The sequence below is a fragment of the Microbacterium sp. Y355 genome (assembly GCF_059445345.1).
Genome location: NZ_JCAIUD010000001.1, coordinates 2,368,829 through 2,381,740, shown reverse-complemented (window position 1 = coordinate 2,381,740; position 12,912 = coordinate 2,368,829). Strand labels below are relative to the sequence as shown.

Annotated in this window: 14 protein-coding genes; 6 read left to right on the top strand and 8 right to left on the bottom strand. The window is 65.3% G+C overall.

Annotation, left to right across the window (positions count from 1 at the left end; genetic code table 11):
- Positions 1-47: 47 nt before the first annotated feature.
- Positions 48-1,547, top strand: a complete 1,500-nt coding sequence (locus AC1C2O_RS11395; RefSeq protein WP_495430548.1) for a SulP family inorganic anion transporter — start codon at positions 48-50, stop codon at positions 1,545-1,547.
- Positions 1,548-1,676: 129 nt separating this feature from the next.
- On the opposite strand, the gene AC1C2O_RS11390 is transcribed toward AC1C2O_RS11395, so the two are convergent.
- The 3 genes from AC1C2O_RS11390 to AC1C2O_RS11380 form a co-directional block, all read right to left on the bottom strand.
- On the bottom strand, positions 1,677-2,684 hold the full coding sequence (locus AC1C2O_RS11390) for a LacI family DNA-binding transcriptional regulator (protein ID WP_495430547.1): 1,008 nt from the start codon (positions 2,682-2,684) through the stop codon (positions 1,677-1,679).
- 9 nt (positions 2,685-2,693) lie between these two features.
- Positions 2,694-4,352 (bottom strand): glycoside hydrolase family 13 protein, encoded by a 1,659-nt coding sequence (locus AC1C2O_RS11385; RefSeq protein ID WP_495430546.1) that lies wholly within the window; start codon positions 4,350-4,352, stop codon positions 2,694-2,696.
- Between the two features lie 63 nt (positions 4,353-4,415).
- Positions 4,416-5,342 (bottom strand): 2-hydroxyacid dehydrogenase, encoded by a 927-nt coding sequence (locus AC1C2O_RS11380; RefSeq protein ID WP_495430545.1) that lies wholly within the window; start codon positions 5,340-5,342, stop codon positions 4,416-4,418.
- A gap of 107 nt (positions 5,343-5,449) precedes the next feature.
- Here AC1C2O_RS11380 and AC1C2O_RS11375 point away from each other — a divergent pair, with 107 nt between their 5' ends.
- A complete protein-coding gene (locus tag AC1C2O_RS11375) occupies positions 5,450-5,878 on the top strand; it encodes a DUF1761 domain-containing protein (protein WP_495430544.1) in 429 nt (142 codons plus the stop codon).
- A 131-nt stretch (positions 5,879-6,009) separates the two neighbouring features.
- Here the strand turns inward: AC1C2O_RS11375 and purQ are convergent, their stop codons facing one another.
- The 3 genes from purQ to AC1C2O_RS11360 form a co-directional block, all read right to left on the bottom strand.
- Entirely contained in the window at positions 6,010-6,717 is a 708-nt protein-coding gene (purQ, locus tag AC1C2O_RS11370; protein WP_495430543.1) for a phosphoribosylformylglycinamidine synthase subunit PurQ, read from the bottom strand.
- Complete coding sequence (purS, locus tag AC1C2O_RS11365) at positions 6,714-6,962, bottom strand: phosphoribosylformylglycinamidine synthase subunit PurS (RefSeq protein ID WP_495430542.1); 249 nt, start codon at positions 6,960-6,962, stop codon at positions 6,714-6,716. The genes purQ and purS overlap by 4 nt, the downstream gene beginning before the upstream one ends.
- A gap of 62 nt (positions 6,963-7,024) precedes the next feature.
- Positions 7,025-8,200 carry a benzoate/H(+) symporter BenE family transporter gene (locus tag AC1C2O_RS11360; RefSeq protein ID WP_495430541.1) on the bottom strand — a complete coding sequence of 392 codons (1,176 nt, stop codon included), beginning with the start codon at positions 8,198-8,200 and terminating at the stop codon, positions 7,025-7,027.
- A gap of 126 nt (positions 8,201-8,326) precedes the next feature.
- On the opposite strand from AC1C2O_RS11360, the gene AC1C2O_RS11355 reads away from it, so the two are divergent.
- Positions 8,327-8,905, top strand: a complete 579-nt coding sequence (locus tag AC1C2O_RS11355; RefSeq protein WP_495431729.1) for an NADPH-dependent FMN reductase — start codon at positions 8,327-8,329, stop codon at positions 8,903-8,905.
- Between the two features lie 152 nt (positions 8,906-9,057).
- Here AC1C2O_RS11355 and AC1C2O_RS11350 read toward each other — a convergent pair whose 3' ends face one another.
- Positions 9,058-9,726 (bottom strand): response regulator, encoded by a 669-nt coding sequence (locus AC1C2O_RS11350; protein ID WP_495430540.1) that lies wholly within the window; start codon positions 9,724-9,726, stop codon positions 9,058-9,060.
- Positions 9,723-10,982, bottom strand: coding sequence for a sensor histidine kinase (locus AC1C2O_RS11345; protein ID WP_495430539.1), 1,260 nt, complete (start codon positions 10,980-10,982; stop codon positions 9,723-9,725). Before AC1C2O_RS11345 ends, AC1C2O_RS11350 begins: the two co-directional genes overlap by 4 nt.
- Positions 10,983-11,143: 161 nt before the next feature.
- On the opposite strand from AC1C2O_RS11345, the gene AC1C2O_RS11340 reads away from it, so the two are divergent.
- From AC1C2O_RS11340 to AC1C2O_RS11330, 3 genes are read left to right on the top strand one after another with little or no spacing between them, the layout of a single operon-like run.
- Positions 11,144-11,590 carry a VOC family protein gene (locus AC1C2O_RS11340; protein WP_495430538.1) on the top strand — a complete coding sequence of 149 codons (447 nt, stop codon included), beginning with the start codon at positions 11,144-11,146 and terminating at the stop codon, positions 11,588-11,590.
- 1 nt (position 11,591) lies between these two features.
- A complete protein-coding gene (locus AC1C2O_RS11335) occupies positions 11,592-12,287 on the top strand; it encodes a winged helix-turn-helix transcriptional regulator (RefSeq protein ID WP_495430537.1) in 696 nt (231 codons plus the stop codon).
- Positions 12,284-12,910: a dihydrofolate reductase family protein gene (locus tag AC1C2O_RS11330; RefSeq protein ID WP_495430536.1), complete on the top strand. Its 627-nt coding sequence runs from the start codon at positions 12,284-12,286 to the stop codon at positions 12,908-12,910. Before AC1C2O_RS11335 ends, AC1C2O_RS11330 begins: the two co-directional genes overlap by 4 nt.
- Positions 12,911-12,912: the final 2 nt, after the last annotated feature.

Genomic DNA, 12,912 nt, shown 5'->3' with positions numbered 1-12,912 from the left:
GGCTACAGTGGATCTGCCCCACTCGGGGCGTTCACTCTGGAGTCTTCATGACCACTGCCGCTGACGATCGCGCCCGCTATCGCGCGAATCCGTCCGTTCTCACCGCGTTGAAGAACCCGCGGATGCTGACGCGGGAAGTCCTCGCTGGGCTCGTTGTGGGCCTCGCTCTCATCCCCGAGGCCATCGCGTTCTCGGTGATCGCCGGCGTCGATCCCAAGGTCGGCCTGTTCTCATCGTTCATCATGGCGGTGTCGATCGCGTTCCTCGGCGGACGCCCGGCGATGGTCACCGCGGCCACCGGCGCCGTCGCGCTCGTGGTTGCTCCGGTGGCGCCGGCCTATGGCCTGGACTACCTCATCGCCACCATCCTGCTCGCTGGGGTCTTCCAGGTGCTGCTCGCGGTGCTGGGGGTTGCGAAGCTCATGCGCTTCATCCCGCGCAGCGTGATGACCGGGTTCGTCAATGCACTCGCGATCTTCGTGTTCAGCTCGCAGGTGCCGCATCTGCTGAACGTGCCATGGCTGGTGTATCCGCTGGTGGCACTCGGCATCCTCGTGATGATCTTCATGCCCAAGATCACCAAGATCATCCCGGCGCCGCTGATCTCGGTGATCATCGTGACGGCCGTGGTCATCGTGTTCGCGATCAGGGTGCCGACTGTCGGTGACCAGGGTGAGCTGCCGCAGAGCCTCCCGGAGCTCTTCATCCCCAATGTGCCGCTCACATGGGAGACGTTCACGATCATCGCCCCGTTCGCTTTCGCCGTCGCTGTGGTGGGCCTCATGGAGACGCTGATGACGGCCAAGCTTGTCGACGAGATCACCGATACGCACTCCCGCAAGACGCGTGAAGCCTGGGCGCAGGGCGTCTCGAACATGCTGTCCGGATTCTTCGGCGGCATGGGTGGCTGTGCCGTGATCGGTCAGACAATGATCAACGTCAAAGAATCAGGGGCGCGCACGCGCATCTCTACGTTCTGCGCCGGAATCTTCCTCTTTTTGCTCGTCGTCGTGTTCGGCGACTTCGTCTCGACGATCCCGATGGCCGCGCTCGTCGCCGTCATGATCATGGTCGCGATCGGCGCTTTCGACTGGCACAGCATCCGTCCGTCGACCCTGAAGCGGATGCCGAAGAGCGAGACGGCAGTCATGCTCGTGACCGTTCTCGCCGTCGTCGTCACCCACAATCTGGCCATCGGCGTCATCGCCGGGGTGATCACAGCTTCCGTGCTCTTCGTCAGACGCGTTGCCCACTTCGTGACGGTGGCACGAACGGTGGAGGGGGAGACCGCGCACTACATCGTCGACGGCCAACTGTTCTTCGCCAGCAGCAACGACCTGACAACACAGTTCGAGTATGCCGACGACCCAGAGCACATCGTCATCGACCTGTCGCGCTCACGCATCTGGGATGCCTCGACCGTCGCCGCTCTGGATGCGATTCAGACCAAGTACACCCAGCACGGCAAGACCGTCGAACTTGTGGGGCTCAACGATGCCAGTGGAGTGTTCCATGGGAGACTGAGCGGCGGCTTCCCGCCCGCCTGAGCCGGGGACGCCCGTCCGAGATCAGGATTATGCCCCCTGATCAGGACGTTTCAGTAGATTCCTCCTGATCTCGGAACAACGTCCTGATTTCGGGATGCGCGGCGCGGGGACGCGGCGGAGGAGGCTGCGTCAGCGCCGCGCTGTCGTCCCGCGGACGATGAGTTCGAAAGGCAGTGCCTCATGCTCCTGGGGCGCGTCGGAATCCGCGCTCAACCTGGCAAGCACGGCATCCGCTGCCCGCTCACCCTGCTTGAGGGGGAACTGATCGACAGTGGTGAGGCGGAAGACACGACCCAGGTCGTGGCCGTCGATACCAACCACCGACAGGTCTTCGGGCACGCGGTAGCCGAGGTCGCGCGCGGCGAGGATGGCGCCGACCGCCATCTCATCGGATGCCGCGAACACGGCGGTTGGGCGGCCCCCCGGACGCCCAAGCAGCTGCTTGCAGGCGCGATAGCCACCCTCGACAGTGAAGTCCGCTGGCTCGAGCAGGGCGGGTTTCGGGGTGATCCCGGCATCCGCCAATGCCTTCTCGAAACCGAGTCGACGGTTGGTGGGGATGTGGAAGTCGATGTCGAACTCCGGGTTCGCACCGATATGCGCGATCTCAGTGTGGCCGAGGCCCAGCAGATGCTCGGTGGCGAGCTGGGCGAGGGCGAAATCATCGACGGTGAGGGTGTCGAGCTTCGGGTTCGGGCCACCGATCGCGATGACAGGCAGGCCAAGGGCGAGCAGCCGCGCGGTCTCTGCCTCGTCGAGCTCGATCGACACCGCGATCACGGCATCCACTCGCTGCCTGCGCAGCGCAGTTTCGAATACGTCCTTGCGGGCGTCCTCATCCGCGGTGATGTTGTAGAGCGTGATGTCGTAGCCATGGCGCATCAGGGCACTGGAGACTCCGGAGAGCACGGTGCTGAAGAACCAGCGATCAAGGAACGGCACGACGACGCCGATGTTCCTGGTTCGGCCGGACGCGAGGCTCGATGCGCGTGAGGAGACCACGTAGCCGAGCGACTGCGCGGCTACGTGGACTCGCTCACGCGATGCTGCTGACACATAGCCGCGACCGCTGAGCGCGCGCGAAACCGTTGCCGTGGAGACCCCGGCCAGTTGCGCAACCTCATCGATACTGACCATGCGCCGCGGTCAGGCTTTCAGATACCAGGCGGCGGTGTCCGTGGGCAGCGCAGTGCCGTCGAACGCCTGGCTCTGCACGACGAACGTCACGCCTTCACCGAGTTCGAGCGGAGCATCGCCCAGGTTCGCCACCACGTGCAGGTCGCCGCGACGGAATGCGACAGCGTCCGTGCCGAGGTCTTCCCACACCAGCGAGCCGGTGCCGAGTGCGCGTTCGCGACGCAGGCGCAGCAGTGCCTTGTAGAGGTTGAGGGTAGAGGCTGCATTCGGCTCCTCGACATCGCGAGCGAACGTCGCCCACTCGGCCGGCTGTGGCAGCCAGGCGTCGCCGGTGTCGTTGAAGCCGAAAGCGGGAGCATCCGCTTCCCACGGGATCGGCACGCGGCAGCCGTCGCGGCCATAGCGCTTGCCGCCCGTGCGGAACCAGGTCGGGTCCTGACGGAACTCGTCGGGGATCTCCATGGCCTCGGGGAGTCCGAGCTCTTCACCCTGGTAGAGGTATGACGAGCCGGGGAGCGAGAGCATGACGGTGGTCGCAGCGCGCGCGCGCGAAAGACCGGTCGCCTGGTCGGGCTTGCCGGGAGAGAGCGGGCCGATGCCGTCGCCCTGGGGGCTGTCGGCCGTGAGCGCGAGGCGTGAGGCGTGGCGGATGACGTCGTGGTTGGAAAGCACCCACGTGCTGGGCGCGCCAACATCGCCGAACTGCTCCAGCGAATCGCGGATGACGCCGCCAATGCGCTCGGCATCCCACTCGGTCATCATGTACGGGAAGTTGAACGTCTGGTGCATCTCGCCCGGACGCACCCAGAGTGCGGTCTGCTCGAGCGTTGGCATCCAGGCCTCGCCGCACAGCGCGCGCTCTCCGTCGTACTCGGCGAGCACGTTGTGCCAGTCGCGGTAGATGTCGTGGACGCCGTCCTGGCCCCAGTACGGCACATCGTCCACGCCGCCCATCGAGCCTGCATCGGCCGGAGGCGTGTAGTCGGGTAGTCCGTCGGCCTTGATCATGCCGTGCGCGACATCGACTCGGAATCCGTCGACACCGCGGTCGAGCCAGAAACGCAGGACGGAGCGGAACTCCTCGCGGACCTCTTCGTTGGTCCAGTCGAAGTCGGGCTGTGACGGGTCGAAGATGTGCAGATACCACTGTCCGAGGGTTCCATCGGCCTCGGTCACGCGCTCCCACATGCCACCGCCGAAGACGCTCTCCCAGTTGTTCGGGGGCAGCTCGCCGTTCTCGCCCTTGCCGTCGCGGAACATGTAGCGTGCACGCTCTGGGCTGCCAGGCGCTGCCTTCAGTGCCTGCTGGAACCAGACGTGCTGGTCGGAGGAGTGGTTAGGAACGAGGTCGACGATGACCCGGATGCTGCGAGCGTGAGCCTGCTCGAGCATCTCGTCGAAGTCGGCAAGATTGCCGAAGATGGGGTCGACGTCACGGTAATCGGCGACGTCATAGCCGGCGTCTTTCTGCGGGCTCGTCATGAACGGGCTCAACCAGATCGCGTCGACGCCGAGATCCTGCAGCGCGTCGAGACGGCTGGTGATGCCAGGCAAGTCGCCGATTCCGTCGCCGGAGGCATCGGCGAATGAACGCGGGTAGATCTGGTAGATCACGGCGCTGCGCCACCACTCGGAACCGGGCGCGGCGGACTGCTCAAGCTCTGTCATGCGACGAGCCTACTGCAAGCGCTTACAGAAACGCTAGAGCGCCCGATCGAATCGGTTCGGTGATCAGTCGCCGATGACGACATTGACGGGAGCTTCGCCGCGCAGCATCCGCTCGATCTGCTTGCGGATCAGGCGCGCGATGCGCGGGTTCATCGCGCTGGACGCGCCGCCAACGTGCGGCGAGATGAGTACGCCGTCAGTCTTCCAGAGCGGATGCTCCGCCGGGAGCGGCTCGGGATCGACGACGTCCAACGCTGCGCGGATGCGCCCATCCTGACGCACGAGCGCGTCGCTGTCGACGAGCGTGCCGCGCCCGACGTTTACGAGCAGTGCGCCGTCGGGCATCAGGGCGAGGAGCGTGTCATCGAACAGGTGGTGTGTCTCGGCTCCGCCGGGAAGCGCGAGGATGACGATCTCGGCGTCCTTCACCAGCGCGGGCAGCTCATCGATCGCGTGCACCTGCACTCGTCCGAGGCGCTCGTGCCACACCGGGCGAGCGGTGCGCGCGACCACGGTCAATTCGACCTCGAACGGCTCGAGCCGCACGGCGATCGCTTCGCCGACGCCGCCAAATCCAACCAGCAGCACCTTGCGGTCGGCCAGGCTCTCGGCGAACACCGGTGACCACTCGCCGTGCTGCTGGGCGAGCACAAACCGCGGGAACTGCCGTTGCGCTGCGAGCGTCAGCGCCAGGGCGATCTCGGCGGTGGAGGTCTCATGCACACTGGCGGCATTCGCGAACGGGATGCCGGCGGGAAGAATATCCACCACACCGTCGTACCCGATCGATTGGCTCTGCACGAGGCCGATGTCGAGGCCGCCGAGGGAGCCGAGGTCTTGCGTGCCGCCCATGTAGGGCGTCACCGCGAGGTCGATGCGCTCGCGAGGTGCAGGCGACTTCATGTCCCAGACCTCGAGTTCCACTCCATCGGGCAGCGCGCCGATGTTCTCGGCGAGGCGGGCAGTGGGGACGGTGACGAAGAGACTCACACCTTCAGCCTATCGATCACCGCGGGCCTATCGATCGCGAACGGGGCGGGGGAGTACTCTCGGCGACAACGGCGACGCTCAGTCGCACAGATTCTCGAGGAGGAACCATGATTCCGGAGATCAACTACTGGGCGGTGCTGTTGGCCATGCTCTCAAGCATGGTCGTCGGGTCGATCTGGTACACACCGAAGGTGTTCGGCACGAGGTGGGCGAGGCTGGCGAAGGTCGATATGGAAGGCTCAGCCCGAGGTGCTTTGTGGCCGATCATCACCACGGTTCTCGTGAGCTTCGTGACGGCATGGGTGCTTGCCGGAGCATCCGCCATCGCTTGGCACTTCTACGAGGGGTCGTTCTTCACCGCGGCCGTGGTGACGTCGATCCTGCTGTGGGCGGGGTTCACCGCCGCCCGGTTCATCACGCATGATGCCTTCGAAGGGCGTCCGACGTCTCTCACCACGTTGAACATCGCACACGAGCTCGTCACCGTCGTGATCATGGCCGTGCTGATTGGTGTGTGGCCGCCGGCCGGCATCTAGTTCTGCCGTGTTACGCCTGCAGGAGGGTGTTGCACTTGTCGGACACTTCTGGAGAAAGGTCCGACAGGTGTAACAGGTTCCGACATATGTAACAGGCGGATGCCGCGGCATTCGCCCCGGGCGTGGACAGATTACGCGGCGACGCGGCTGACTGCGGCGATCGCGCTCGTGAAGAATGCAAGGCCGTCGATGCCGCTACGCATGGCGTTAGCGGTGTCGGGGCCGAAGCCAGGCTCGGTGGCGTGCTCGGGGTGCGGCATGAGACCGACGACGTTTCCGGCCTCATTGCGGACTCCGGCGATGTCGCGGAGCGAGCCGTTCGGGTTGACCCCCGCGTAGCGGAAGGCCACTAGGCCCTCACCCTCGAGGCGATCCAGGGTGTCCTCTGAAGCGACGTAGCCGCCCTCGCCGTTCTTCAACGGGATGATGATCTCTTGGCCCTGGCTGAACTCATTGGTCCAGGCTGAGGTCGTGTCTTCGACGATCAGCTTCTGATCCCGGCGCACGAAGTTCTGGTGGTCGTTGCGGATCAGGCCGCCGGGCAGCAGATGCGCCTCGACGAGCATCTGGAAGCCGTTGCAGATGCCGAGCACTGGCATGCCCTTGGCTGCGGCATCCTTGACCTCGGCCATGATCGGCGAGAGTGCAGCGATCGCGCCGGAGCGCAGGTAATCGCCGTAGCTGAAGCCGCCGGGCAGGACGAGTGCATCCACGCCCTCAAGATCGTGGGAACCGTGCCAGAGTGCGACCGGCTCGGCGCCGGCGAGACGCACGGCGCGCTGGGCGTCGCGGTCATCCAGCGACCCTGGCCAGGTGATGACTCCGATGCGGACCGTCACTGGACGACCTCGATGCCGACGACATCCTCGATCACAGAGTTCGAGAGCACCTCATCGGCGATCTTCTTCGCTTCGGCGAGCACGGCATCGGTCACTTCTCCATCGACCTTGAGCTCAAAGCGCTTGCCGATGCGGACGTCGCTGAAGTCGGTCACACCGAGGCGTGCGAACGCGCCGGAGACGGCCTTCCCCTGCGGGTCGAGCAGTTCAGACTTGGGCATGACGTCGACGACGATGGTGGGCATTGAAGGCTCCAGATGTCGCGGGAAGGCGGGCATGTCCAGTCTACTGTCCCGCCAGCTCCCGCTCAGCGCCGGAGCGGCGTCAGGATTATGCGCACGAGAAGGCCGGCCAGCAACGCCCAGAATGCGGCGCTGATTCCGGCGAACGAGAGGCCGGATGCCGCGATGAGGAAGGTGACGACGGCTGGCATCCGCTCTGCGGGTTCTGCCACAGCCTGCTGCACCGACGAGCCAAACGCAGCAAAGAGCGCGAGACCGGCAACGGCGGGGATCACTGCGGCGGGGGCGAGGATCACGAGCGTCGAAAAGGCTGCCGCGCAGCCGCCGAGGACGATGTAGGAGAAGCCCGTCGACACGCCAGCCACCCAACGGCGCTTCGGGTTTGGATCCGCTTCTGGGGCTGCGGCGAGCGCAGCGCTGATCGCGGCGAGATTTATGCCGTGACCGCCTGCCGGTGCGCCGAGTGCTGTGCCGATGCCCGTGACGAACATCGCCGGACGCCACGGCACCTCGTAGCCGTAGCTGCGCATGATCGCGACGCCCGGCACGTTCTGCGAGGCCATCGTCACGATGAAAAGCGGCAGCGCGATGCCGACGAGTGCTCCGACGGTGAAGGTGGGGGCGACGAGCTCGATGCGGGGGATGAGGAGCCCGGCATCCACTGTGGCCCCACTGCGGATCAGTTCCACGCCGACCACGATGGCTGCGGCGACGAATGCCAGCGGCACCGCCCAGCGCGGCACGAACCGGGCGAAGATCAGCCAGGTGAGCACCACCGGAATCACGCCCCACGGGTTCTCAGCGATCCCGGCGATCGGGGCGAGACACAGCGGGAGCAGTACTCCCGCGAGCATTGCCTGGGCGATGGATGCCGGAATCCGCGCGATAAGTCGGCCGAACCCCGGCCAGACCCCGGCGAGCAGAGTGAGCGCTGCCACCATCAGAAAGGCGCCAGTGGCCGCGGGCCATCCGCCTTCGACCATTCCGGTCGCAGCAAGAAGTGCGGCACCTGGCGTCGACCAGGCGACGGTGATTGGCATCCGGTATCGCCAGGCAAGGATGACGCAGGCCAACCCCATCGTGATGCTGAGGACCAGCAGTCCGCTGGCGGCCTGAGCGGCAGTCGCCCCGACGGCGTCGAGCCCGGTGAGCACGACGGCGAATGAACTGGTGAAGCCTACGAGTGCGGTGACGATGCCCGCAATGACCGGTCGAGACAGCGGGGCTGGGGCGTCGGTCATAGGGGTGAGGGTAGCGCGAGACGGCACTCACAGGGAACTGATTGCATGCACGGGAATACAATATCTCTTGCGGTCGTTGACCACTTGAGACCGCAAACGGCTCAGCCTGATCTCGAAACAGAAGGAATACCAGTGACTCGCACCATCGGATACATCGTCGGCAGCATCTCCAGCACCTCCATCAACCGCCGCCTGGCACGGGTGCTGACGAACCTCGCTCCAGAGGGTGTCGAGCTCGTGGAGATTTCGATCAAGGACCTGCCCTTCTACTCCCCTGACTTCGACGGCAGCTTCCCCGAGGTCGCCACCAACTTCAAGAAGGCCATCGCTGACGTTGATGGCGTCATCATCGTCACCCCTGAGTACAGCCGCTCCATCCCCGGCGTGCTCAAGAACGCCCTCGACTGGTCGACCCGTCCCTACGGCGAGATGTCGTTCTTCGGCAAGCCCGTTGCCGTGATCGGCGCCTCAGGCTCGGGTGTCGCGACCGCCGCTGCGCAGCAGCACCTGCGCGCGATCCTCGGCCACTTCAACGCGGTCACCATGGGTCAGCCTGAGGGCTTCATCCAGGACCGCCCGGGCCTCTTCACCGAAGACGGCCAGGTCACTGACGACAGCACGGCAGGCTTCCTCGTCGGCTACCTCGAGGCATTCAACGGCCTCATCTCGCGTGTGCAGCACTCCGCTGAGCTCGTAAACGCCTAAGCATTCTTGCGTGATCGGATGCCCCGTGGCCCTGTGCCGCGGGGCATCCGTCGTTTACGGGCGTCCATCGCCGCGGCCGACGTACGGAGATTAAAAACCGGGCTTCCGGCGCGGGGTTGGCCAGGTTTTCCTTCCCGCGCCAGTGGGGCTGCTCACGCCAACCCATGCCGCAGCGCCAGCACCACCGCCTGCACGCGATCGCGGGCGCCGAGCTTCTGCAGCACCCGTGAGACGTGCGTCTTCACAGTGGCTTCGCCGATAAACAGCGATGCGGCGATCTCAGCGTTACTCATCGCCTCGGATAGGAGCGCGAGAACCTCCGCCTCGCGATCAGTGAGCGGCTCGACCAGGTCGAGCGCGGGAGCGGATGCCAGGGCCACAGCCCCGTCGCCCGTCGCATACCGTTGTACGACGCGCCTGGTCACTTCGGGTGCCAGCATGCCGTCGCCAGCAGCCAGTACGCGCACCGCGGCGACCAGATCCTCTGGGCCGCCGTTTTTGAGCAGGAAACCGCTGGCTCCGGCATCCAGAGCGCTGAACAGATAGTCGTCACGATCGAAGGTCGTCACTATCGCGATTGCGGCGTGCACATCCGGGTCGGCGACGATGAGACGGGTCGCCTCGATGCCGTCCATGTCGGGCATCTGCACGTCCATGCTGATGACATCGGGTTTCAGTGCGGATGCGGCGGCCACCGCCTCAGCGCCGGTCGACGCTTCGCCAACCACGGTGATGTCAGGCTGGATATCGAGGATGGTGCGGAACCCGGCGCGCAGCATGGCGTGATCGTCGACGAGGAGAACACGGATCGGGTCGGTCATGCGGAGGCTCCTGCCAGTTCAGCGTGCGCGGCCAACGGAACCTGCACGCGCACGCGCCAGCCTCCGCGCTCGCGAGGTGCAGATTCAATCGTGCCACCCGAGGCCAGGGTGCGCTCGCGCATGCCCAGCTGTCCCATTCCCGGGCGGGGTGCGATCACCGCGCGGCCGGTGTTCATCACTTCGAGCTCGATGCCGACTGTCGTGTAGCGCAGACGCACATCGGCCGTAGCTCCGACGCCAGCATGGCGGCGGGCGTTTGTGAGCGACTCCTGCGCGATCCGGTACAGGTTTACCTGCACGACCGACGGCACAGGCCGCTCATCGCCGACGATAGTGAACTCGGTCGGCAGGCCAGCGCCATTCGATGCCGCGACGAGTTGGACGATATCGGCGAGCGAGACGGTGGAGGCAGCATCCTCGTGATCTCCGTTCGAGCGCAGAGTCTCCAGCAGATGCCGTAGTTCGCTGATGGCCTCGCGCGCCGATTCCTCGACGCTGGAGAGGATCTGCTTCGATCGCGCAGGATCCTGATCGAGCACGATGCGCGCGGCCCCTGCCTGCACGCCCATGACAGAGACGTGATGCGCGACGACGTCGTGAAGCTCGCGGGCGATACGCACCCGGTCGAGTGCAACGGCCTGTGCAGCGGTGACCTCGCGCTCGCGTTCCAGATCTTTCGTGCGCTGCTCGAGGGCCTGCTGCTCCATCGCGGCTTTCCATGCATGCTCGCCGAAGTAGTACGCGCCAGCGAAGTAGAGCACGTTCAGCAGCAGCTGCAACATCATGAACGCGAGGTATGGCGACATGGCGCCCGCGACGATCTCCTCCTCGCGCGCGGTGTCAATCGCGTCGCGGTACATCGTGAACAACAGCCAGATGAACATGCCGGCGATGATCGACACCCGCACGATCATTGCCGCTCGACGGTTGGCCATCCACGCGCCCACCGTGTACAACGCGATGAACATCGCGATGTTGCCGGCGTACATCTCCGGCACGCGTAGCGTCACGGCGAAGAAGTAGGCGACGCAGACGATGATTGCGACCTGCGCGGGCCAGATGCGGCGCACCGCGAGCGGGGCGGCGAGCACGAGCAGATACACGAGTGCCTGCCAAAGTGGTGCCTGTTCCTCGCCGTAGAGCTCAGAGATCGCCGACAGCGCGGCGCTGATGACACCGCTGATGAACACGATGACGGCGAGCAATACATCGGCCTGCCGTTGCCGCGCGGTCAGCGTGCGTGATGATGCGGACATGCTCCCACGGTACGGGTATGCGGATGCCGGGGCATCCGCCGTGCGGCGGACTCGTTGGTCGTTACGCGCTTGCTATTGACAAGCATGGTTGTTATTTGCAAGCATCCCTTTTATCGGCTCAGTGATCCCGCTGCGGCCGCCGATACGACAAAGGAGTCAGTATGTCCACGAAGGTCTTCGTCAATCTCCCCACCTCCGACCTCGAGCGCAGCAAGGCGTTCTACACGGCTCTCGGATGCGACATCAATCCGCTCTTCACCGATGAGAACGCCGCGTGCATCGTCTGGAGCGAGGACATCTTCTTCATGGTTCTGAAGCGCGAGTTCTTCGCCACCTTCACCGATAAGCCGATCGCCGATCCGAACGAGATCGCTCAGGTCTCCGTCTCTTTCAGCCAGGAGTCCAGGGAGGACGTCGACGCGATCCTCACCAAGGGGCTCGCAGCCGGCGGCGCGGAGCCCAAGCCCGCTCAGGACTACGGGTTCATGTACTCGCGCGACTTGGACGACCCGGACGGCAATTCTCTCGGCTTCCTCTACATGAGCGAGGATGCCGCCGAACAGGGCCCGGAGGCATACATGGCAGAACAGGGCGTCGAGTCGGCCTGACATGGCCGCGCGCAGTTACGGTCAGTACTGCGGCGTGACGAGCGCCGTCGAACTGATCGGGGAGCGCTGGGCGATGCTCATCGTCCGCGATCTTCTCGTCGGCCCGCGGCGGTACACCGACCTCAAGCAGGGCCTGCCTCGCATCCCCACAAACATCCTGTCCACACGGTTGAAAGAGCTGCAAGAGGGCGGGGTGGTGCGCCGGGTCCCGTTGAAGAACTGCGGCCTTGTGTACGAGCTCACCCCGTACGGCCGTGCTCTCGAGCCGATCATGCTCGCTCTCGGGCGCTGGGGATTCCAGGCGATGGGGGACCCGCAGGAGGGCGATGTCGTCACCGCGGATTCGTTGACGATGGCGCTTCGCACCGCGTTCCAGACCGAGCGGGCGACGGATGCCGACTATGAACTGCACGTCGGCGATGTCGCGTTGCGCGCGCGGGTGCGTGACGGGGAGTTGTCTGTCTCGCAGATCGCACCCCCCGCGCCGCCCGTCGGAGGGCAGATGCCGGCGGGCGAACCGGATGCCGTGATCGTCGCCGGCCCCGGCATCCGCCGCCTGATCGCGGGAGAGATCTCGCCCGCCGAGGCGATCGCGCAGGACGTCCTCGCGGTCGTCCGCGGCGAAGAGTCGCTCCTTGACTCCTTTGCCGCGACCTTCCATATCGCTTCATTCGCACTGCAAGGAGTCGCATCATGACCGGCCGCATCATTATCGATCTGTTCACCACACTCGACGGAGTCGCGCAGGCGCCCGGTGGCCCAGAGGAGGATGCCAGCGACGGCTTCCGCTTCGGCGGCTGGCAGGCAGGAGTTCCAGACGAGGCTGTGGGGAAGTGGGTCCTGGAGGGGATGTCGACGCTCGACGCGCTGTTGCTCGGCCGCCGCACATACGACATCTTTGCGTCGTACTGGCCGAGCCACACGACGGGACCGGAGGGTTGGATCGGGCAGCTATTCGATCGCGTTCCGAAGTACGTCGCCTCGCGAGACGCCGGCATCGACCTGGAATGGCAGGGAAGCTCGCGCGTCGGGGCAGACCTCGCGACTGAACTCGCACAGCTGCGCGAGAACCATCGTGACGTGCACGTGATCGGCAGTGTAGATCTCGTGCAGACTCTGCTCGCGGAACAGCTCTTTGACGAGCTGCAGCTCTGGGTATATCCGATCGTGCTCGGTCGTGGCAAGAGGGTGTTCCCTGACGAGGCAACCTCCGCGAATCTGACGTTGCTCGGCGCGGAGGCCGGTGACAACGGCGTGGTGAGCCTGCGCTATGCGCCCGCTCCTGGTCCGGTGCGCACAGGCGTCATGGGCTCCGACTGACA

Coding starts and splice junctions, on each gene's coding strand:
- AC1C2O_RS11395 (WP_495430548.1), top strand. CDS start 48: ATGACCACTGCCGCTGACGATCGCGCCCGCTATCGCGCGAATCCGTCC.
- AC1C2O_RS11390 (WP_495430547.1), bottom strand. CDS start 2,684: ATGGTCAGTATCGATGAGGTTGCGCAACTGGCCGGGGTCTCCACGGCA.
- AC1C2O_RS11385 (WP_495430546.1), bottom strand. CDS start 4,352: ATGACAGAGCTTGAGCAGTCCGCCGCGCCCGGTTCCGAGTGGTGGCGC.
- AC1C2O_RS11375 (WP_495430544.1), top strand. CDS start 5,450: ATGATTCCGGAGATCAACTACTGGGCGGTGCTGTTGGCCATGCTCTCA.
- purS (WP_495430542.1), bottom strand. CDS start 6,962: ATGCCCACCATCGTCGTCGACGTCATGCCCAAGTCTGAACTGCTCGAC.
- AC1C2O_RS11360 (WP_495430541.1), bottom strand. CDS start 8,200: ATGACCGACGCCCCAGCCCCGCTGTCTCGACCGGTCATTGCGGGCATC.
- AC1C2O_RS11350 (WP_495430540.1), bottom strand. CDS start 9,726: ATGACCGACCCGATCCGTGTTCTCCTCGTCGACGATCACGCCATGCTG.
- AC1C2O_RS11345 (WP_495430539.1), bottom strand. CDS start 10,982: ATGTCCGCATCATCACGCACGCTGACCGCGCGGCAACGGCAGGCCGAT.
- AC1C2O_RS11340 (WP_495430538.1), top strand. CDS start 11,144: ATGTCCACGAAGGTCTTCGTCAATCTCCCCACCTCCGACCTCGAGCGC.
- AC1C2O_RS11335 (WP_495430537.1), top strand. CDS start 11,592: ATGGCCGCGCGCAGTTACGGTCAGTACTGCGGCGTGACGAGCGCCGTC.
- AC1C2O_RS11330 (WP_495430536.1), top strand. CDS start 12,284: ATGACCGGCCGCATCATTATCGATCTGTTCACCACACTCGACGGAGTC.